Here is an 18563-nt window from a genome sequence, read left to right as displayed (position 1 = left end):
GCAGTAGCGGATGCCTTTTTTTGCTTTTGCCCATGAGAAAGACCCTCGGCGTTCAGGCCATTGCGCTTAAACTGCGCGCTTATGAATGAACGATATTTCTCTATGAATTCGGATGCACTGTCCCTTCTGCGCGCCCATCTGCTTGATGCCTTAAATACCGCTCCCGAAGAAGCGCGGCGCCTGTTCCACGGCCGTGGCCGACGTTGGCCAGGCCTGGAAAATGTGACTGCGGACTGGCTGAAAGGCGTAGTGCTGGTGTCGCTGTTCAAAGAACTCGACGCCACTGAAATGACAGCTTTGCGCCAAATGCTCGAAGCACTGACCGTATCGCCGCAATGGCTGGACTGCGGTGCCCACACCCTGTTGCTGCAACATCGGTACTTACAAGACAGCAGCACCGAGTGGTTGCTGGGTGAGCCGTTTGACCATGGCGTTATCATCGAACACGGTCTGCAATTCAAACTGGACTTTGGCCGAAATCAAAACACCGGTTTGTTCCTCGACATGCGCTACGGGCGCAACTGGGTGAGAGCCCACTCCCAAGGCAAGCGGGTGCTCAATCTTTTCGCCTACACTTGCGGGTTTTCCGTGGCGGCGATTGCCGGTGGTGCGCAACAGGTGGTCAACCTCGACATGGCCAAAGCCGCCCTCAGTCGCGGGCGAGAAAACCATAGGCTTAATCAGCACGATCTGAGCCGCGTAGGTTTCCTTGGCCACGACCTGTTCAAATCCTGGGCCAGGGTCAAACGAGACGGCCCCTATGATCTGATCATCATCGACCCGCCATCGTTTCAGAAAGGCAGCTTTGTCTTGACCAAGGATTATCAAAAAATACTCCGTCGGCTGCCCGGCCTGCTTAACAACCAAGGCATCGTACTGGCGTGCATCAACGATCCGTCCATCGGATCAGATTTTCTCATCGACCACATGGCCATCGAAGCACCCAACCTGACTTTTCAATATCGCCTGGAAAACCCGCCTGAATTCGCCGACGAACAGGTGGAAGGTGGGTTGAAGGCATTGGTATTTATAGTGGAGGCTATAGGTATTTAACTGTCGGAGCACGCTACTGCGAGTTTGGTTTTTTTTAAAAAAATTCGACCCGCCGTGGTACCCCCTGGCTTGACATAAAGCCCTAAAAACAGACTATCGTTATTCACCTTCCCAACCCTGCGCGCATCGCAACGGAGCGTTCCCATGATCGACAGTCTGACCCGAGATGGCGTGGAGACTCTGTGCCGATTGATGGCCGAACGGCCGTTCCTAGTGCTGACCGGGGCCGGTATCAGCACCTCTTCCGGGATTCCTGATTACCGGAATAAAGACGGGGTACGCCGGGGCAAAGCACCCATGATGTATCAGGACTTCATCAACGCCCCCAACGCACGCCAACGCTATTGGGCGCGCGCTATGCTGGGCTGGCCTCGGATCCGCCTGGCGCGGCCCAATGCGGCGCATGAAGCCTTGGCGGAGTTGCAGGCGCGGCAGTTGATTAACGGGGTTATTACGCAAAATGTCGACACGCTGCACGATCAAGCCGGCAGCCGCGACGTGATCGAACTGCATGGCAGTTTGCACCGGGTGGTGTGCCTAGAATGTGGACAGCGCACAGATCGCGATGCGATCCAAGTGATTCTGGAAACCCAAAATCCCTACCTGTCAGGTGTCGATGCGGTTCAGGCGCCAGACGGCGACACGTTACTCGACCCTGCGTTCGAAGCGCGCTTCCAAGTACCGCGTTGCCCACATTGCCAAGGCGATCGCTTGAAACCGGACGTGGTATTTTTTGGTGAAAACGTCGCCCAGTTGACCGCGATCAAAGCCATGCGCACGGTTGAACAGGCTCAGGGCCTTTTGGTAGTAGGTTCGTCGTTAATGGCGTTTTCCGCGTTCCGTTTGTGCCGAGCCATGGCCGATCAAAAAAAACCGTTGATCGCCATCAACTTCGGTAAAACCCGTGCCGATGACTTTCTTGATTTGAAAATCGAGGCATCTTGTGAGGTATTGTTGCCGCTGATTGCCGAGCGACTAGACACTTTCGACTGAGCCAGCCTGCGCTAATGCGACAAGGCAGCGCACCCCCCCAATTAAACCGATCAATCCCTGCTTTTGCGTGTCAGATTAAGATGCTCGGCACTCTATCGGGCACCGTTGTTCAAACAGGGGCTGGCCATGTACGAATACCTTGTAGATAGAATGACTATTGCGGATCTGATCAACGGCTGGATTTTTCGAGATCTTGGGCAATGGGAAAGCTTGCGCGAATTATTTCATCCAGAGGGCACCATTGAGGTGACTTGGTTTGAAGGCCTTTTCAGTGAGTTCGTCAACGCCTCGATGCACATGGGCACTTCGGATTTACGAACCAAGCACTTCATTGCCGCGCCTATGGTGACGTTCAATGCGTGCCGAGCCATTGTGGAAACCAACGCGATCATCGTCGGCGAAAACGTCACCCTGGGATTGGGCTGCAGCGTACACAACCGCTTTTATGACTGGGTCGAACAACGCAACGGTGTCTGGAAAATCATTAAACGCCAGAGCATCTACGACCTGGGTTCGTTCACCTTCCCACAGGGCGTGGTCGACATAGACGCCGAGACTTTAGAGCGTTATCCCCGGGAATATGCGCCACTGGCCTATATGTTGGAAAAAAGCGGTTTCCCGGTAACGCGAAAGTTTGCTACCAAAGGCAGCCAGATGGAGACCGACATGAAAACCGCCGGGTTGGCCTGGTTGGCGCGCTGACACCCGTTCGCAAAGGGGCTGCCAGAGGGCAACCCCACACGTGCTATTTTTCCCACTCAGGCTTGGCAATTTCCAAGCCGTGCATGCCCTTATAGGCCGCGCGTTCCGGTTGCTTCCAGCCGTCCAGCAGGCGGTCGTCAAGTTGATAGATTTCCACCCCCAGCGGCCGGCAAACGGTCAGTGGGTCTTGCGCGTCAGGCCCCCACATGGCCAAGGACAAGTCACCCCCCGGACAGGTAGACAGCGCGCACAACAGGTCGATTTCCGCGAAAAACTCAAGATAATCACCTTTCTTCGCCGGACAAGCTTTCATGAAATACATGTCGTCGTGATTAAGGCCGGTGCACTGAAAGATGTTCAACACATCATGCACATCGAACTCGGTCAGCCCATGAGGCAATATTGCCCGGGTCAAGTTCGAATGGCAGTGGTGATGAAAGTCTTCGCCGGTCAGCATCTTGTTCACGTAGGGGTCGCAACGGGTGCCGAGTAAGTCGTGCAGACGGCCGCCGTGCTCATCAATGCCGTACCCGGCAAGACTGTCGTCGGTGATAGTCGCCATCGGCCGCAGAAACGGCAGGTTCGACCATAGCCGATCATAGGTACTAACGTGGGCACCCTGAAGTTGCCGGGTTCGCGCCGCCCACATCCGCTCGCGGGGGTCATGAGCGTTCCAGATATTGAAATCGCCCACCTGTGGTCCTACCGGGGTTGTCACTCGAAACACCTGCCCTGCTGCGACTTTCCAGGCGTGCCCGGTACGGATCGGCACCTCGAATTGCTCGACCAACCTGCGTGCGTGTGTCTGTTCACGGATACGCTGATAAAAAGCTTTATCGACGTTGAGCGCGGAGCCTTTACTGACCTGATAAGCCGCAGGGTAATCTTTGTACATGGGGCAATAGCCTCTCGTTGGAAGAAGGACTGACAGATTTGGCCGAATGAATGTAACAACTTATCGTGCCGAAAACGCCCCCTCCTTCCGCCGATCTGCAAGGCTTCCCGTATGCACACTCTTCCCGTGCGCGGCGCCCGCCCCTGCGCGTGAGCGTAGCCTTGCACCGGAAAACATCACCCGTTTGCCCTTAACTCTGCGCCCATTCAACGTCCGAAATACCAAAATGCTCGGCGTAGGGGCGCGAAACCCGAGGTACTCTTTCCAACCGATACTTTGGAATCCGGCCAATGCCAGCATCCACACTTGCGTGGTGCCAGGCCTCGGTATTGTCCATAAACTCAGCGCTGATATAGAACGATTTGAAACTGCCATTAAGCAAGTAATCGATTCTGTAGTGTTTGGAATGGTTCATCTACTGGCGGCCTCATCAACTCAATCGTAGAGATCAGATGACACACCTCTGTTAAGAAAAATTCCGTGCTTAGTTCCGAGCGGTATAACAACAACTCAAGCGGATACAGTCGGTTACAGAGTGCAGCCAAATGGATGAGTCAAACGTGACAATTTGTCAGCACGCACTTTTAGCGAATACCTAGACGCTTGGCCAGCCGACTCAAATTGGCGCGGTCTATGCCTAATTCTCGTGCCACCTCGGACCATTTTCCTTGGTGCCGGGTCAATGCTTCGACGATTAACGTGTTCTGATAAGCGTCCAGCGCCTCCTTCAAACCTTCGCCCTGACTGAGTCTGACCGCGTCGTTTTTCACCTCCGGCTCTGGTGGTGGTCGCTGTTCTTCTAGCCCCAGGTTTTGGGCCTCAATGGTTAAAATACGAGGCCGCTCGGCATGGCTTGAAAGTGCCTTTAGGGTGGCGCGACTAATCAGGTGTTCCAACTCACGAACGTTTCCCGGCCATTTATAAGCCACCAGAGACTTCTGCGCCTCAGTGTTCAAACGCAAACTGCGCAGGCCCATACGCGCACGATTTTCTTCGAGAAAAAAACCAGCCAGCAACAACACATCTCGCCCTCGCTCACGCAACGAGGGCACCCGCAGTGGATAAACGCTCAGTCGATGATAGAGGTCAGCCCGAAAACGGCCGGCGCGCACCTCGTCGGCGAGGTCGCGGTTGGTCGCCGCAATAATTCGTACATCAACATGGTGTTCTTGGTCAGAACCCACCCGCTGCAGTTGGCCGCTTTGCAATACCCGCAGCAGTTTCGCCTGTACCGCCAGCGGCAACTCCCCGACTTCATCGAGAAAAATCGTGCCACCGTTGGCCAGTTCAAACTTGCCGCTGCGACCGTTAACCGCGCCCGAGAAAGCACCTTTGACATGGCCGAACAACTCGCTCTCGACCAGCAGTTCAGGCAAAGCAGCACAGTTAAGGCTGATCAACGGTCTCTGCGCTCGGGGTGATTGAAGGTGAAGGGCCTCGGCGACCAATTCTTTGCCAACGCCGGTTTCGCCGGTAATCAACACTGATAAGGCACTATTACCAACCAATTGAATTTCGTGCTGAAGGCGTTTGTGGATAGGACTCTGGCCCATCAGTTCTCGCGGCCCCCGGCCGCCCGCCGCGCGCTTGTAGACTTCTGCCAACTGACGTTGATCCTCAACATTTCGTGACAACTGGTTGATTCGCTCGCTGGCCATTACCGTGGCGGCAGCCAGGCTGGCAAAGGCCTCAAGGGTGTCGAGATCGACCCGGCCAAAGGTAGAGGGGTCCAACGCGTCAAGGGTGATCAGGCCCCAGGGTTTGTCCTGTATATACAAAGGGCAGCCGAGGCAGTCGTGGACTTCAAGGTGCCCGTGGTGGCCTTCGACCAAGCCATCGTAGGGGTCGGGTAGTCCGCAATCCGTTGAAAACCGAGTCGGGCTGCGGTTTTCCAGGAGAACTTTCAAACGAGGATGTTCTTCAACCTTAAAGCGGCGGCCCAGCGTGTCTGGACTTAGCCCTTCCACCGACAGCGGAACCAGCACATCGCCCTCAAGCTTCAGTAAAGCCACCGCATCGCACGGCAACAGCTGACGCAACGAACATAGCAGCCGTCGATAGCGCTCATCGTCGGGTAGATCCCGTGATAAATCGGCCACCAAAGGCACCAGCGCCAGCAGTAAAGGATTAGTCATTGTGACTCCGTGAGTGTGGTCATCAGGACCGCAGTCGCATTATCAGGCACGGCCTCAAAACGTGGTTATCGAATTCGAGAGCATGGAAAAAGCGCTCGCATGTTACTACTCCCCGGAATATCAGGCCGCTAAACTCCAACGCGATGGCAACGAGGTCGCTGATCTGATGATTATCGAAGGCACGGATAACGATGTCGCGTTCAGCCCTGACATCGTTATCCGGTACTAACCGTCATCCACATCGAGGATTACTGAAAATGACGGTCGTTCACAAAGCTGCTCAGGTGGGTTTTTCCAAGGAACGGGCAGGCACCGCCGAGTCCGTGATCATGAACCGCTTCCTGTCAGTGAGTTTCATCGCGGGGTTGCCGGCCGAGGAAAAAGCACAGGTGGCCGAGCAACTGCGTAGCTTGTCGCAACCCATCCGGCGCTGCGCGGACACGACACCATGGAGTTCCCGTACCAAACCCAGGCTTATCACTGCCAGCGCCTGGATTGAAAAAACAAGGCGTTTACCCTGGGTACACCGGGTAATCGGTGAAGCCGACCTCGGTTCCGCCGTAAAGACCCTTGTGATTAAGTGGGTTGAGAGGCCAGCCGTTGATCATCCGTTCTGGCAAGTCGGGATTGGCAATGTAGGGCCGGCCAAAAGCGATGAGATCAGCCAGACCCGCCTCAATGAGCCGAGCGCCGCGTTCGGCGGTATAACGTCCGGCATAGATGATTCGGCCGCTGAATGCACTGCGTACATCGCGGCGGAATTGCTCGGGCAAATCGGGTGCGTTATCCCAGTCAGCTTCGGCGATGGAGACGTAGGCAACACCCGCGTTCTCAAGCACCTTGATCGCTTCAATGTAGGTGTGATGCGGGTCCTCTTCGACGAGCCCGATATACACACGGTCCTCGTCGGTACTGGTGAACAACGGGGAGAAGCGCACGCCCAGACGGTCAGGGCCTACCACCTCGACCACGGCCTGGATAATTTCCCGCAGAAACCGTAGCCGATTCTCCAGCGAACCGCCGTATTCATCATTACGCTGGTTGGCGTGCTCAGAGATGAACTGGTTGACCAAATAGCCGTTTGCCGAATGAATTTCGACACCGTCGAAACCTGCCGCCAAGGCATTGCTTGCCGCTTGTGCGTAGAGACCCACCAGCGCTTTAACCTCACCCGTGCTTAATGCACGCGGCATGGACGGCTCTACCAGGTCGCCAGTGCCTGGAGCGGTTTCGATGAACGCCTTGACTTTCTGCGCCTGAATAGCCGACGGCGCCACTGGGGATTCACCGTCGGGCTGCAAGGCATTATGCGAAACCCGCCCAACGTGCCAGAGTTGCGCGAAGATCACGCCGCCGTCGGCATGCACCGCCTCGGTCACTTTCTTCCAGCCATCGATTTGCGCCTGGGTGTAGATGCCGGGTGTCCAGGCATAACCTTGCCCGCGCGGCTCGATCTGGGTGCCTTCGCTAACCATAAAGCCTGCCGTTGCACGCTGCCGGTAGTACAGCGACATCAAGTCGGTGGCGATGTCACCGGGCTGGGCGCTTCTCTGGCGGGTCAGTGGCGGGAAAACGATACGGTTTTTCAGGGTAAGGCGACCCAACTTAACGTGGGTAAATAGAGCGTCATTGTTCATGCTGGGTATTCCGGATTAAGAAATTAAACACCTGGCCTTGCTAGGTTGAAATCAGGTCGGCCGTGCGTCTAATCCTGTGACACGCTTCGATGCGCAGTGGGAACTGCGCATCTACTGGGTTGAGGTCATGTGTTTGCACACGCTCATGCGGTAAAACTAAGCCACTGGGCTTAAATCAGCGGGTTCAAGCCAACCGATTTAACAGTGCTTTGGCAACACCCTCGGAACTTGCAGGGTTCTGCCCGGTTATCAATTGGCCGTCTTCGATAATAAACGGCTGCCAATCGGCACCTTTCTGGTAATCACCACCCAGTGCCTGGAATTCGTCCTCGATCAGGAACGGCACCACCTCAGTGAGCCCGACCGCCGCTTCTTCCGCGTTGGTAAAGCCGGTAACCCGACGGCCTTTAACCAAGGGTTGACCATTAGCCGCCTTGACGTGACGCAAGGCGCCGGGAGCGTGGCAGACAAAGCCGATAGGCTTACCGGCGCGCTCGAACGCTTCGATCAAGGCGATTGAGGTGCTCGACTCTGCCAAGTCCCACAAGGGCCCGTGGCCACCTGGGTAAAACACCGTATCAAAATCTGCGGCGTTGACTGTTTCCAGCTTCACGGTGCTGGCCAAAGCCTGTTGCGCCTGCGGGTCCGCCTTGAAACGCTTGGTCATTTCAGTCTGAGCGTCGGCGTCATCACTCTTCGGGTCCAGCGGTGGTTGGCCGCCTGCTGGCGATGCCAGCAGTACTTGGGCACCGGCGTCTTTGAAGGTGTAATACGGCGCGGCAAACTCTTCGAGCCAGAATCCGGTTTTTTTCCCGGTGCTGCCCAACGTGTCGTGCGATGTCAAAACCATCAATACTTTCATGTCTGTTTCCTCGGGGTTAGATTTCGATAGGGTTCGGTGCAGCCCAAAAGCTGACTAGTCATCAACAGCGCTTGCTCAAATGGAACCGAGGTACGGGTGATCTTGGCCATAACGCTCGCCCCCAGCCATAACGAATACAAGCGTGATGCCAGCGCTGCGGGTGCTTCATCACTCGTCAGTGAGCGTTGTTCAATGCCACGAGACACGGCGTCCTCCAGGCACTTGATAATCCGCGAAGTGCCCCGATCAAGTGCCGACCTCATGGGTTCAGAAAGATCGGCGACCTCAGCACCCAACTTGACCGCCAGACACTTGCCCGCATCAGTCCCCTTGGTTTGGTTTTCAATCCAGCGTTGCCAATACAGCATTAACTTGTGAACTTCAGATATATCGGACCGCTGGAAAAGCGCTTCGACTCCTTTCAAATAAGTCTCGAAATAGTCATCCAACAGCGCAACACCGAACGCGTCCTTCGAACCGAAGTAATGGTAAAACGAGCCTTTCGGAACGTTAGCGGCTTGAAGCACCTCGTTCAGGCCTACTGCTGAAAAGCCTTTCTTGCTCACAATCAACTGCGCGGCATCAAGGATGCTCTGTTTCACCGGTTTGCTTGCGCTCGTCGTCGTCATCAATCACCGCCACTAAGTAGACCAGTCGTCTACGCCGTTGAGGTGAATGTTAGAGGCCGACAAAAACCTGCGCAATGTCGTATCCGCAAGGATTCCGGACATCGGGGCTGACGTGATTGAAGGTCAGCGAGGTGCTGATGGGGATAACGTTTCATTGATCAAAAGTAAGTTGCCAGTTGCCCGGCAGGGACAGACAATTACCCCTATCACACGTCCACCGGAGCGGTTGAATGCATAGCGTTGCGCTGGTTATTTACCCAAATTTTCAATCGCTTAGCCTCTCGTTGGGCTCGGTGTTCGAGTGTGCGAACTTGCTCCGTGGCGAGCAGGCCTATGAGTTTCACCTGGTGTCAGAAACCGGCGGCGCCGTCATGACCTCCGCAGGCTACTCGGTGAACAGCGAGCCTATGCGCGCTGAGGGCTATGACACACTGATTGTTAGCGGTTACCTGGAATTCCGCTTGCCGGAAAAAAACCTGCTCGACTTCGTCAGAGCCGCATCTGCACAGTCGCGGCGGATCGTTTCGCTGTGCATGGGGGTGTTTATCCTCGCCGAGGCCGGTTTGCTCGAAGGCAAACGCGCAACCACGCATTGGCTTCACGCACCGGCGTTTAAAAAGCGCTATCCGGGCATTCGTCTTGAGGAGGATCGATTGTTCGTGGTCGACGGCCAGGTCTGGACCGGTGCCGGGATGAGCGCCGGCGTTGACTTGGCACTGGCGATGGTGGAAAACGACTTGGGCAGCGACCTGGCCCGCAGAATTGCCCGAAAACTGGTCATCTACCAACGGCGCGGCAGCGAACAATCGCAGTTGTCGGCGCTGCTGGAATTGGACCCTAAATCTGATCGTGTGCAGTTGGCGTTAGCCTATGCGCGAGAGAATTTAACCTACGACCTGTCGGTAGAAGCGCTCGCAGCGGTTGCAAGGCTTAGTCCGCGTCAATTCAGCCGAGTGTTTCGCGAGGAAACCGGGCAAACCCCGGCCAAGGCCATCGAGCGCCTGCGTGTCGAAGCGGCTCGAACGATGATGGAGACCAGCCGCCATCCGATAGAGGTGGTCGCCACTGAGACCGGGTTCGGTGATCGGGAACGGATGCGCCAAGCGTTCCTGCGCGCGTTCGGTCAACCGCCGCAGGCCATGCAGAAGCCGCTGTTTAACGCAGCGGCCGGCGTTACCATGAGTTGAAGACGCCTTCGCGCTGCTGACGAGCCCTACAACGTCCGCCCAAAAATCTCTTTCATAATCTGCGACGTCTCACGATAAATCCGCGCCACCCGGTCATCGACCCATACCCGGCTAATCTATATTCGCTCATGAACCCATAATCGCCATGCAGACGTAACAGCGGCGATCAGCCATTCGCCACCCTCTCCAACGCTTCTTCTTTGTGCATCGCCAGGTGCCCGGTCTTGTCACTTTTCACTTCATATTGCGGCTGTTCTTCGGAGGCATGTCGGGTTTTCCCCATGAATTCAACTTCTTCCACATGCACTTTGGTGATTTTGCCAATGATATGTCCCGCCTCTGAATTCCAGCGAACGTGATCACCCACTTTAAAAACGTGACTCATGACACTCTCCTTTTATTGTTGTTAAGAGAACCGTTCAGGGCTGCCACTGTGTGTCGTCATGGTCTAATTTGCGGTCGAGGAAACTGGCGGCGCTGATCAACGCCAAATGGCTCAACGCTTGTGGGGTATTACCCAAATGGCGCCCGTGAGTATCAAACTCCTCGGCATACAACCCCAAAGGATTTGCATAGCGTAATAGCTGTTCGAATTCCAGATGGGCCTGTTCCACCCGGCCAGCGCGGGCCAGGCATTCGACGTACCAGAACGAACACGCGGTGAAGGCGCCCTCATCCCCTTCCAGCCCATCGTCGTGCGCGTCATCGTTACGATAGCGATAGACCATGCCGTCGCGCACCAAGTGACCTTCAATTGCATCCAACGTCGACAACCAGCGCGGGTCGCTTGCACCGACGAAACGCACCAATGGCATTAACAACATAGAGGCATCCAAGCTGTGGCTGCCAATGTGTTGTACAAAATGCCCGAGATCCTTGTCCCAAAAGTTGCTCCAAATATCGTCGTGAATCGCTTGACGCTCTTTGTCCCAACGATCAAACGGAGCGGGCAGAGAGCGTTTGAACGCCAAGCGCAAAGCACGATCCAATGCGACCCAGCACATTAACCGCGAATGCAGAAAGTGCTGGTCCTGGCCGCGCATTTCCCAAATACCGACGTCTTTCTCGCGCCACTTCTCGCACACCTGATCCACAAGGCGTGTTGCGTTTTTCCAGCCGTCGTAAGAAATCGCTTCGCCATATTTATTGACCAAATACACCGCGTCCATTAGTTCGCCATAGATGTCCAGCTGGGTCTGCTGATAAGCCTCGTTGCCGATTCGTACCGGGCTGGCGCCACCGAAACCGGACAGGTGCGAGAGTTCTTCTTCGGGCAAGTGTTCTCGACCATCCAATGCATAAAGAATCCCCAGGTTTTGCGAGTCGTTACAGCAATCGCCTACGCGGCCACGCACCCAGCGCATAAAAGCGTTGGCTTCATCGATATGGCCCAATCGCATAAAGGCGTAGACGGTAAACGATGCATCGCGGATCCATGTGTATCGATAATCCCAATTGCGGATGCCGCCGCTGGTCTCTGGCAGGCCAAATGTGGCAGCGGCAATGATTCCGCCGTGCTTGCGAGAGGTTAATAACTTCAGCGCTAATGCCGAGCGATTGACCATCTCCCGCCAGCGTCCGCGGTAACTAGACTTGGCGCTCCACGTGCGCCAAAAACTCAGGGTTTCATCCATGTAGCGCTGGCATTTGCCGGCATCCACTTGCGGATCGTCGACCCCCCCCAGAATGAACTCCACGAACTCGCCCTGTTTTAGTTCGAACGAAGCTGTGGCGCTCGCCCCGTCAAGGTGTAACGCCTGGGTACCGGACAACCGCATGCCAGGCTGGCCGGGCGCAGAAAAACAGACGTCATCGCCTACCATCTGAGCCTGGGTGTGCGCTCGGCTGTAGTCTAAACGCACGGTGCAACGCATATGAATCATGGCGCGGCCATAGCGAACGTTGACCCGACGAACAATGCGCGGTAGGTCATCTTCACTGTGGGTAATAGGCATCAGATCAGTGACTTCAATCACCGCCTCTTCGGCGATCCAACGAGTTTGCAGGATGTTGGTTTCTGGCAGGTAAATTTGCTGGCGTCGGGCATCCGCAAGATCCGGGGCTAACTGAAAGATGCCGGCATCAGGCGTGTCGAGCAGAGCCGTAAAAATCGAAGGACTATCAAAGTCCGGCCAGCAACAAAAATCGATGCTACCGGTGTCCGCCACCAGTGCTGCGCTGCGCATGTCACCGATGATGCCATGGTTCTCGATAGGGTTTTGCGCTTCGTGTCGATCAACCATTGTCGCGAAACTCCGGGTACAAACTCATGCCGCCGTCAATGAACAGGGTCGTGCCGTGGACATAATCAGAAGCGTCGGACGCCAGCCACACCACTGCATTGGCGACATCTTCGGCGTCACCGATTCGACCATAGGGAATCAGCTTGAGCAGTTTTTCCGCAGCTGCGCCGTGGGTCGCGGCTTCGTTGATCGCGGTACGGATGGCCCCCGGGGCTATGCTGTTGACACGAATATGCTGCTGCCCCACCTCTTGCGCAATACTGCGCATCAGCATGTCCACGCCGCCTTTGGAGGCTGCGTAATTGGCATGCCCGGCCCAAGGGATCAGTTGATGCACCGAACTCATGTGAATAATTTTACCCGCAGCGCGAGAGACGCCGGGCCTATCGCCTTGTTTGGCAAATTGGCGCAATGCAGCCCGCGCACATAGAAATTGTCCGGTTAGATTGACCTCAATCACGGTGTTCCAGTCAGCCAGGCTCATGTCGGCAATGGGCGAATCCTTCTGCAACCCGGAATTGGCCACCAAAATATCGATAAAACCAAACGCGTTGATTGCCTCGGCAAATAAATGCTCGACTTGGTCTTCTTTCGACACATCGGCCCCGACAGCAATGGCCTGCCCCCCGGCGGCACGAATTTCGTTCACCAACTGCTCGGCAGGCTCCGCATGCGAATTGTAATTGATCACCACCGCTGCACCCGCGGCCGCAAGAGCCCGCGCCGCGCCAGCCCCCAGTCCGGAACTCGCGCCGGTGACTAAAGCAACTTGCTGTTTGAGTGAAATATGCATGAGCGATTCAGTCTCTCAGTGGGTCCATAAAACTGACAGGTGCGGGCAACCCTAAGTTCATTTATCACTACTACTTAAGGGGTACCGGACTAAAGCCGATATAGACGGTAGGACATCAGCTTCCTAAACTGTCAGCTGTTTGCGTGCGCGCGTTTTTTTCGTCGTTTGGCCGTTTGGCCATATGTAGATGTTCAGAGGACGGCAATAGATGAATCGCAACGAATTGCGCAAAGCTGACATCAATTTGATGGTGGTTTTCGAAACACTCATGCAAGAGCGCAACGTAACCCGTGCTGCGGAAAAGCTGTTTCTCGGCCAACCTACAATCAGCGCAGCGCTGAACCGCTTACGTACACTTCTCAATGATCCGTTGTTTGTTCGAGTTGGCCACCGTATGGAGCCGACCGCCAGAGCCCTTGAGATTATCCAGCACTTGTCGCCGGCATTGGACGCGATGTCCACAGCCTTGAGCCTGACGCGTGACTTTAATCCCGACGAGAGCAACATGACGTTCCGCATCGGGCTGTCCGATGACGTCGAATACGGCCTGTTGCCTGCATTATTGCGCGCTATCCGTATAGAAGCGCCGATGATCGTGATCGTGGTCAAGCACGTTGATCACTGGAATATGTCGGAACTGCTGATGGCCGGTGAAATTACCGTGGGTATAAGCCGCACCGAAGACCTGCCGGCCAACGCCAAGCGCAAAACACTCAGAAACATGTACCCGAACGTGCTGCGAGCAGATGCCTCATCGACACCCTTGACTCTTGATGAGTATTGCTCACGGCCGCACGTGGTGGTCTCGCACACCGCCAACGTCAGCAGCTTCTCGGACGAGTGGCTGCGGGCAATTGGTCGTAAACGGCATGTGGTGTTGTCGATTCCCCAGTACAGCACCTTACCGGCATTGATGGCTGGCACCGATCTGCTGGCGAGCTTGCCAGATTACACGGCTATCGCCATGGCTGCGGCGTCCAGTTCGATGTTTGCAGAGCAGTTGCCCTTCGTCACCCCTACCATGGAGCTGTCCATGGTGTGGCTCAGTCTCAGTGACACCGACCCGGCAGAACGCTGGCTACGCGGAAGGCTTGAGGCGTTCATGAGTGACCGCCCGCAGACGCTCGCCATTCCCGTAACCGTAAATGTCGCCGTTGATACAGCCCTTAACCGAAGCGCCCTGTGATGTAGTCTTCGGTCTGAGTTTTGCTCGGTTTAGTAAAAATCGTATCGGTGTCGCCGTGCTCAATCAGTTCACCCATGAACATGAACGCGGTGTAGTCCGAGACTCGAGCAGCTTGTTGCATGTTGTGAGTGACGATGATCACCGTGAACTGCTCTTTCAGGTCAGTGATCAGTTGCTCGATACGGCCGGTAGAGATCGGGTCGAGGGCTGAAGTCGGTTCGTCGAGCAACAACACTTGAGGGCGCAGGGCGATAGTCCGCGCGATGCACAAGCGCTGTTGCTGACCACCGGACAAGCTTTGCGCGCTGTGCTTGAGTTTGTCTTTGACCTCGTCCCACAAGGCTGCGCCATGCAGAGCTTGTTCGACGCGCTCTTCCATCTCCCGCCGCGACAGTTTCTCGTGGTGACGTACGGCATAAGCGATGTTGTCGAAAATCGACATCGGGAACGGTACCGGTTTTTGAAAAACCATGCCGACATGGCTACGCAGTCGATTCATCGAATAACCCGGCGCCAGAATATTTTCACCGTTGAGCAGCACTTCGCCCTTGGCCTCCTGCTTCGGGTACATCGCATAAATACGGTTAAACACCCGCAGCAGCGTAGATTTCCCACAACCTGAAGGCCCAATGATTGCTGTGATGCGCTTTTCGGGAATGTCCATGTTGATGGACTTCAGCGAGCGTTGGTCGTTGTAGAAGAACTCTAGGTCGCGCACGCGAATTTTAGTTCTTTCATTGGCTAGGGCGAGGTTATTCATCAGGTCAACCTATTGCGCAAAAGGATCAAACGGGACAGCAAGCTGAGGATTAGCACGAATAGCGTCAGGATCAACGCGCCCGCCCAGGCCAGTGAGTGCCAGTCATCAAAGGGGCTCATGGCGTACTGGAAAATCACGACCGGTACGCTGGCAATCGGCTTTAGCAGGTTGCTGCTCCAGAACTGATTGCCGAATGCAGTAAATAATAGCGGCGCGGTTTCGCCGGTAATTCTGGCCAGAGCCAGAAGCACTCCCGTAACCACCCCGGCTTTTGCCGCACGCAGGACAATTTGCAGGGTTAACTTCCATTGCGGGACGCCCAACGCCAAGGCGGCTTCGCGCATGGTCGAGGGTTGCAGTTGCAGCATCTCATCGGTGGTGCGTACCACCACCGGGATCACCAGTAAGGCGAGGGCCAAAGCACCCGCGAGAGCCGAAAACCCGACTTGATGGTTGGTCAGAACATTCAGCGGCAGAATCACACCGGTGTAGATGAACAAACCCAATACGATGGAAGGCGCCGACAGCAAAATGTCGTTGATGAAGCGGATCGCAGTGCCCAAACGGGTGTAGCGCGCAAATTCGGCCAGCCAAATGCCGGCCATCAAGCCAATCGGCGTGCCAATCACCAAAGCAATACCAGACATCAATGCGCTGCCGTAAAACGCGTTGGCTAACCCCCCTTCAGTACCGGGCGGCGGCGTCATTTGAGTGAACAATCTCAGGTTCAAGGCCTGAAATCCGTTGATGATGGTGGTGAGTAGAATCCAAACCAACCACAACAAACCGAACAAGGTGGCGCCACAGCTAAGGCTCATGGCCAGCCAGTTTTTTATATTTCGACGCCTATAGAGGCGCTCGTTGCTGAGCTTATGAGTGTCGGTAGCGTCTGTCATAGCCCCTCCTTACGCGAAAGGCGCATCAACATAAATCGCGCCAAAGCCAGCACGATGAAGGTCACCACAAATAGTAAAAAGCCCAGTGCAATCAATGCCGAACGGTGCAGGTCGGTGTAGGCCTCGCTGAACTCGTTGGCGATCACTGAAGCGATTGAGCTGCTGGGCATCAGCAATGACGCCGAAAATTGTTGAGCATTGCCCAACACGAAGGTCACCGCCATGGTTTCGCCAAGCGCCCGACCCAACCCTAAGAACACTCCGCCAACCACGGCTGATCGGGTGTAGGGCAGAACGATGTCCCAGACCACTTCCCACGTTGTGCTGCCCAGGGCATACGCGGATTCTTTGAGCGTGGTAGGTACGCTGCGAAACACTTCGTGCATCACTGAAGTAATGAACGGCATGATCATGATCGCCAGGACAATGCCTGCAGTCAGCATACCGATACCCAGGGGCGGACCTTGGAACAAGGAGCCAATCAGCGGCAGTGCGCCGAGGTAATCATTAATCCAAGGTGACAGGTACTCCGCCATGAACGGGCCAAATACAAAAAGCCCCCACATGCCGTAAATAATCGAGGGAATCCCGGCTAGCAACTCGACAGCCGAAGCAATCGGCATCCGCAGCCAAGGGGGTGCAACTTCAGTCAGGAAAATTGCAATGCCAAAGCTCACCGGCACGGCAATCAACAGCGCCAAGAACGAGGTGACTAGCGTGCCGTAAATCGGCACAACCGCGCCGAAGTGGCCGTTTACCGCATCCCATTCGGTGCTGGTAAGAAAATCCAGACCGAAGGTTCTAAACGCCAGACTGCCGCCCCACAATGTTGACCCGGCAATGCTGATCAGCAAAAACAGGACCAGCAGTGCAGCGCCCATCATCGAACGTCGAAACCACAGATCGTGACGTTGATCCCGAGCAGCGCGTTTGTCGCCAAGACTGTCGACGCTGGAATGTTTCGTGGACAGGGTTTGGGTGTGTTCAGTCATCAAGGTCCACTCGCAAGAATGCTCCCTGCCACCCCACCTAGACGGCAGGGCGAGAGGGAGCCAAAGGCTTCAAATCAATGGTTGAAGTCAGATTTCCAGTAGCCTTCAATCCGTTGAACCAAAGAACCCGGCAGCGCGACATAGTCTAGAGCGGCAGCTTGTTGTTGGCCGTGCTCCAGAGACCACTTGAAGAAGTCGAACGCCGCTTTGCTTTGCTCGGCGTTCTTCGCTTTTTTGTACATGATAATCCAGGTAGTTGCCGTGATCGGCCACGCATTGTCGCCCGGTGCGTTGGTCATGATCAGGTTAAAGTCTTTGGCACTGGCCCAATCGGCAGTGTCCGCAGCGGCCTGGAAAGCTTTAGCGTTAGGCTCAATAAACTTGCCGGCAGCGTTTTTCAATTGAGCAGAGTTCATTTTGTTGGTCAAAGCGTACGCATATTCAACGTAGCCGATCGAACCTTTGATCTGCTTGACGTATGCCGCAACACCTTCATTACCTTTTCCACCTACACCAACCGGCCATGGCACTGCGGTACCGAAACCTGGACCCGCTTTCCAGTCAGGGCTGACTTTGGACAGGTAATTGGTGAAGTTGAACGAGGTGCCGGAACCGTCTGAACGGTGAACCACAGTGATGTTGGCATCTGGCAGTTTGATGCCCGAGTTCAACGCAACGATGGCTGGATCGTTCCACTTGGTGATTTTGCCTTGAAATATCTTGGCCAAGGTTTCGCCGTCAAGCTTTAACTTACCGGCTTCTACGCCTTCAACGTTGAACACCGGAACAATACCGCCGATCACGCTTGGGAATTGACCAAGGCCAGCAGCCTGCAGGTCTTCGGCAGACAACGGTGCATCGGAAGCGCCGAAATCAACGGTTGCAGCTTTGATCTGAGCAATACCGCCGCCCGATCCAATCGATTGGTAGTTGATGCGATCCGGCGAAGTTTTGCCATAGTCCTGAGACCACTTGGAAAGCACCGGAAAGACAAAACTCGAACCTGCACCGGTTACATCAGTCGCGTGTGCCATGCCGCTCAGGCACAACGTAGCCAGCAAAAGCGACAGACGGTTTTTAGTCAGCAACATGACGGCAACACCTCAGAAAGGGGGGATTTTGTGGTTAGCCCACAAGTAAGGAGCCGTGACGATTTAATGCTTTAAATATTTCCGCTTGATGACAGTAATTCACGGTAGTGCAAAATACCCGTAGTGAGCGCTCTACGCTACCCAAAACCGCTGGTCGGCTTATTGGCACCTATTAATTGCACAGAAGGACCAACGTTCTGTACCAACCTAAAACTACGAGACTACAATCATGATCCATACAAAAATCACCGCCCTGGTCCTGGCAGCTCTGCTTTCCACTGCGGCTCTCGCAGCCACCAGTTCCTCCACCGGGGCCACAGATCCTGAAGACAACGCGCCTAGAACACCGGCGTCGATGGAAAATGGCAAAGTCCCCAATGGCACCTCTAATGGTTCAGGGGCCAATAGTATGGGGACGATGAAAGGCAATGGCGGCGGTGCCGAGGGCGGCGGCGCAAGTAATGGCAGCGGTATGGGTGGAAGCGGCGGCGGTGGCGCGGGTGGTGGAG

20 protein-coding genes and 1 pseudogene are annotated in these 18563 nt (G+C 55.3%); 8 read left to right on the top strand and 13 right to left on the bottom strand.

Annotated features, from left to right (window positions below):
• The first annotated feature begins 102 nt into the window (after nt 1-102).
• From QN378_RS00110 to QN378_RS00100, 3 genes are all read left to right on the top strand, one after another.
• Nucleotides 103-1053, top strand: a complete 951-nt coding sequence (locus tag QN378_RS00110; protein ID WP_322204352.1) for a class I SAM-dependent methyltransferase — start codon at nt 103-105, stop codon at nt 1051-1053.
• Between the two features lie 144 nt (nt 1054-1197).
• The gene (locus QN378_RS00105) at nt 1198-2046 is read left to right on the top strand and encodes an NAD-dependent protein deacetylase (protein ID WP_323546931.1); all 849 of its coding nucleotides are present in this window, start codon (nt 1198-1200) and stop codon (nt 2044-2046) included.
• A 126-nt stretch (nt 2047-2172) separates the two neighbouring features.
• Complete coding sequence (locus QN378_RS00100) at nt 2173-2748, top strand: nuclear transport factor 2 family protein (protein WP_322204356.1); 576 nt, start codon at nt 2173-2175, stop codon at nt 2746-2748.
• A 43-nt stretch (nt 2749-2791) separates the two neighbouring features.
• On the opposite strand, the gene QN378_RS00095 is transcribed toward QN378_RS00100, so the two are convergent.
• From QN378_RS00095 to norR, 3 genes are all read right to left on the bottom strand, one after another.
• A complete protein-coding gene (locus QN378_RS00095) occupies nt 2792-3643 on the bottom strand; it encodes an urea carboxylase-associated family protein (protein WP_322204358.1) in 852 nt (283 codons plus the stop codon).
• A gap of 190 nt (nt 3644-3833) precedes the next feature.
• Nucleotides 3834-4058 carry a DUF6555 family protein gene (locus QN378_RS00090; RefSeq protein WP_322204360.1) on the bottom strand — a complete coding sequence of 75 codons (225 nt, stop codon included), beginning with the start codon at nt 4056-4058 and terminating at the stop codon, nt 3834-3836.
• Nucleotides 4059-4227: 169 nt separating this feature from the next.
• Complete coding sequence (gene norR / locus QN378_RS00085) at nt 4228-5778, bottom strand: nitric oxide reductase transcriptional regulator NorR (protein ID WP_322204362.1); 1551 nt, start codon at nt 5776-5778, stop codon at nt 4228-4230.
• Between the two features lie 13 nt (nt 5779-5791).
• Here norR and QN378_RS00080 point away from each other — a divergent pair, with 13 nt between their 5' ends.
• Both QN378_RS00080 and QN378_RS00075 read left to right on the top strand, forming a co-directional pair.
• The gene (locus QN378_RS00080; protein WP_322204364.1) at nt 5792-6007 is read left to right on the top strand and encodes a DUF1330 domain-containing protein; all 216 of its coding nucleotides are present in this window, start codon (nt 5792-5794) and stop codon (nt 6005-6007) included.
• An 88-nt stretch (nt 6008-6095) separates the two neighbouring features.
• Nucleotides 6096-6277, top strand: a pseudogene (locus QN378_RS00075) (SAM-dependent methyltransferase); the annotation flags it as partial.
• Between the two features lie 13 nt (nt 6278-6290).
• Here the strand turns inward: QN378_RS00075 and QN378_RS00070 are convergent.
• From QN378_RS00070 to QN378_RS00060, 3 genes are all read right to left on the bottom strand, one after another.
• Nucleotides 6291-7415 carry an alkene reductase gene (locus tag QN378_RS00070; RefSeq protein WP_322204366.1) on the bottom strand — a complete coding sequence of 375 codons (1125 nt, stop codon included), beginning with the start codon at nt 7413-7415 and terminating at the stop codon, nt 6291-6293.
• 184 nt (nt 7416-7599) lie between these two features.
• Nucleotides 7600-8277, bottom strand: coding sequence for a type 1 glutamine amidotransferase domain-containing protein (locus QN378_RS00065; RefSeq protein ID WP_322204368.1), 678 nt, complete (start codon nt 8275-8277; stop codon nt 7600-7602).
• Nucleotides 8274-8906, bottom strand: coding sequence for a TetR/AcrR family transcriptional regulator (locus tag QN378_RS00060; protein ID WP_322204370.1), 633 nt, complete (start codon nt 8904-8906; stop codon nt 8274-8276). The genes QN378_RS00065 and QN378_RS00060 overlap by 4 nt, the downstream gene beginning before the upstream one ends.
• A 230-nt stretch (nt 8907-9136) precedes the next feature.
• On the opposite strand from QN378_RS00060, the gene QN378_RS00055 reads away from it, so the two are divergent.
• On the top strand, nt 9137-10093 hold the full coding sequence (locus QN378_RS00055; RefSeq protein WP_322204372.1) for a GlxA family transcriptional regulator: 957 nt from the start codon (nt 9137-9139) through the stop codon (nt 10091-10093).
• 166 nt (nt 10094-10259) lie between these two features.
• On the opposite strand, the gene QN378_RS00045 is transcribed toward QN378_RS00055, so the two are convergent.
• From QN378_RS00045 to QN378_RS00035, 3 genes are read right to left on the bottom strand one after another with little or no spacing between them, the layout of a single operon-like run.
• Nucleotides 10260-10478 (bottom strand): DUF2945 domain-containing protein, encoded by a 219-nt coding sequence (locus QN378_RS00045; RefSeq protein ID WP_322204374.1) that lies wholly within the window; start codon nt 10476-10478, stop codon nt 10260-10262.
• 34 nt (nt 10479-10512) lie between these two features.
• Nucleotides 10513-12336: a glycoside hydrolase family 15 protein gene (locus QN378_RS00040; RefSeq protein ID WP_322204376.1), complete on the bottom strand. Its 1824-nt coding sequence runs from the start codon at nt 12334-12336 to the stop codon at nt 10513-10515.
• Nucleotides 12329-13129, bottom strand: a complete 801-nt coding sequence (locus tag QN378_RS00035; RefSeq protein WP_323546927.1) for a glucose 1-dehydrogenase — start codon at nt 13127-13129, stop codon at nt 12329-12331. The genes QN378_RS00040 and QN378_RS00035 overlap by 8 nt, the downstream gene beginning before the upstream one ends.
• Before the next feature lie 208 nt (nt 13130-13337).
• Between QN378_RS00035 and QN378_RS00030 the strand changes: the two genes are divergently transcribed.
• Nucleotides 13338-14315: a LysR family transcriptional regulator gene (locus tag QN378_RS00030; RefSeq protein WP_323546925.1), complete on the top strand. Its 978-nt coding sequence runs from the start codon at nt 13338-13340 to the stop codon at nt 14313-14315.
• Here QN378_RS00030 and pstB read toward each other — a convergent pair.
• From pstB to pstS, 4 genes are all read right to left on the bottom strand, one after another.
• Entirely contained in the window at nt 14296-15075 is a 780-nt protein-coding gene (gene pstB / locus QN378_RS00025; RefSeq protein WP_322204380.1) for a phosphate ABC transporter ATP-binding protein PstB, read from the bottom strand. The genes QN378_RS00030 and pstB overlap by 20 nt on opposite strands.
• Nucleotides 15075-15971, bottom strand: a complete 897-nt coding sequence (gene pstA, locus QN378_RS00020) for a phosphate ABC transporter permease PstA (protein WP_322204382.1) — start codon at nt 15969-15971, stop codon at nt 15075-15077. Before pstA ends, pstB begins: the two co-directional genes overlap by 1 nt.
• Nucleotides 15968-16963 carry a phosphate ABC transporter permease subunit PstC gene (gene pstC / locus QN378_RS00015; protein ID WP_322204384.1) on the bottom strand — a complete coding sequence of 332 codons (996 nt, stop codon included), beginning with the start codon at nt 16961-16963 and terminating at the stop codon, nt 15968-15970. The genes pstA and pstC overlap by 4 nt, the downstream gene beginning before the upstream one ends.
• Before the next feature lie 74 nt (nt 16964-17037).
• Entirely contained in the window at nt 17038-18054 is a 1017-nt protein-coding gene (pstS, locus tag QN378_RS00010; RefSeq protein ID WP_322204386.1) for a phosphate ABC transporter substrate-binding protein PstS, read from the bottom strand.
• Nucleotides 18055-18283: 229 nt separating this feature from the next.
• Between pstS and QN378_RS00005 the strand changes: the two genes are divergently transcribed.
• Nucleotides 18284-18563, top strand: a 280-nt coding sequence (locus tag QN378_RS00005) for a hypothetical protein (protein WP_323570698.1), incomplete at its 3' end; no start/stop codon positions are given.

This window comes from Pseudomonas sp. 10S5 (assembly GCF_035019745.1).
In the GTDB taxonomy this organism is placed as follows: Bacteria; Pseudomonadota; Gammaproteobacteria; order Pseudomonadales; family Pseudomonadaceae; genus Aquipseudomonas.
This window is presented reverse-complemented; position numbering and strand designations above follow the sequence as displayed.

Coding starts and splice junctions, on each gene's coding strand:
- QN378_RS00060 (WP_322204370.1), bottom strand. CDS start 8,906: ATGACGACGACGAGCGCAAGCAAACCGGTGAAACAGAGCATCCTTGAT.
- QN378_RS00065 (WP_322204368.1), bottom strand. CDS start 8,277: ATGAAAGTATTGATGGTTTTGACATCGCACGACACGTTGGGCAGCACC.
- QN378_RS00030 (WP_323546925.1), top strand. CDS start 13,338: ATGAATCGCAACGAATTGCGCAAAGCTGACATCAATTTGATGGTGGTT.
- QN378_RS00095 (WP_322204358.1), bottom strand. CDS start 3,643: ATGTACAAAGATTACCCTGCGGCTTATCAGGTCAGTAAAGGCTCCGCG.
- pstC (WP_322204384.1), bottom strand. CDS start 16,963: ATGACTGAACACACCCAAACCCTGTCCACGAAACATTCCAGCGTCGAC.
- QN378_RS00090 (WP_322204360.1), bottom strand. CDS start 4,058: ATGAACCATTCCAAACACTACAGAATCGATTACTTGCTTAATGGCAGT.
- QN378_RS00105 (WP_323546931.1), top strand. CDS start 1,198: ATGATCGACAGTCTGACCCGAGATGGCGTGGAGACTCTGTGCCGATTG.
- pstS (WP_322204386.1), bottom strand. CDS start 18,054: ATGTTGCTGACTAAAAACCGTCTGTCGCTTTTGCTGGCTACGTTGTGC.
- pstB (WP_322204380.1), bottom strand. CDS start 15,075: ATGAATAACCTCGCCCTAGCCAATGAAAGAACTAAAATTCGCGTGCGC.
- QN378_RS00040 (WP_322204376.1), bottom strand. CDS start 12,336: ATGGTTGATCGACACGAAGCGCAAAACCCTATCGAGAACCATGGCATC.
- QN378_RS00055 (WP_322204372.1), top strand. CDS start 9,137: ATGCATAGCGTTGCGCTGGTTATTTACCCAAATTTTCAATCGCTTAGC.
- QN378_RS00035 (WP_323546927.1), bottom strand. CDS start 13,129: ATGCATATTTCACTCAAACAGCAAGTTGCTTTAGTCACCGGCGCGAGT.
- pstA (WP_322204382.1), bottom strand. CDS start 15,971: ATGACAGACGCTACCGACACTCATAAGCTCAGCAACGAGCGCCTCTAT.
- QN378_RS00110 (WP_322204352.1), top strand. CDS start 103: ATGAATTCGGATGCACTGTCCCTTCTGCGCGCCCATCTGCTTGATGCC.
- QN378_RS00100 (WP_322204356.1), top strand. CDS start 2,173: ATGTACGAATACCTTGTAGATAGAATGACTATTGCGGATCTGATCAAC.
- norR (WP_322204362.1), bottom strand. CDS start 5,778: ATGACTAATCCTTTACTGCTGGCGCTGGTGCCTTTGGTGGCCGATTTA.
- QN378_RS00070 (WP_322204366.1), bottom strand. CDS start 7,415: ATGAACAATGACGCTCTATTTACCCACGTTAAGTTGGGTCGCCTTACC.
- QN378_RS00045 (WP_322204374.1), bottom strand. CDS start 10,478: ATGAGTCACGTTTTTAAAGTGGGTGATCACGTTCGCTGGAATTCAGAG.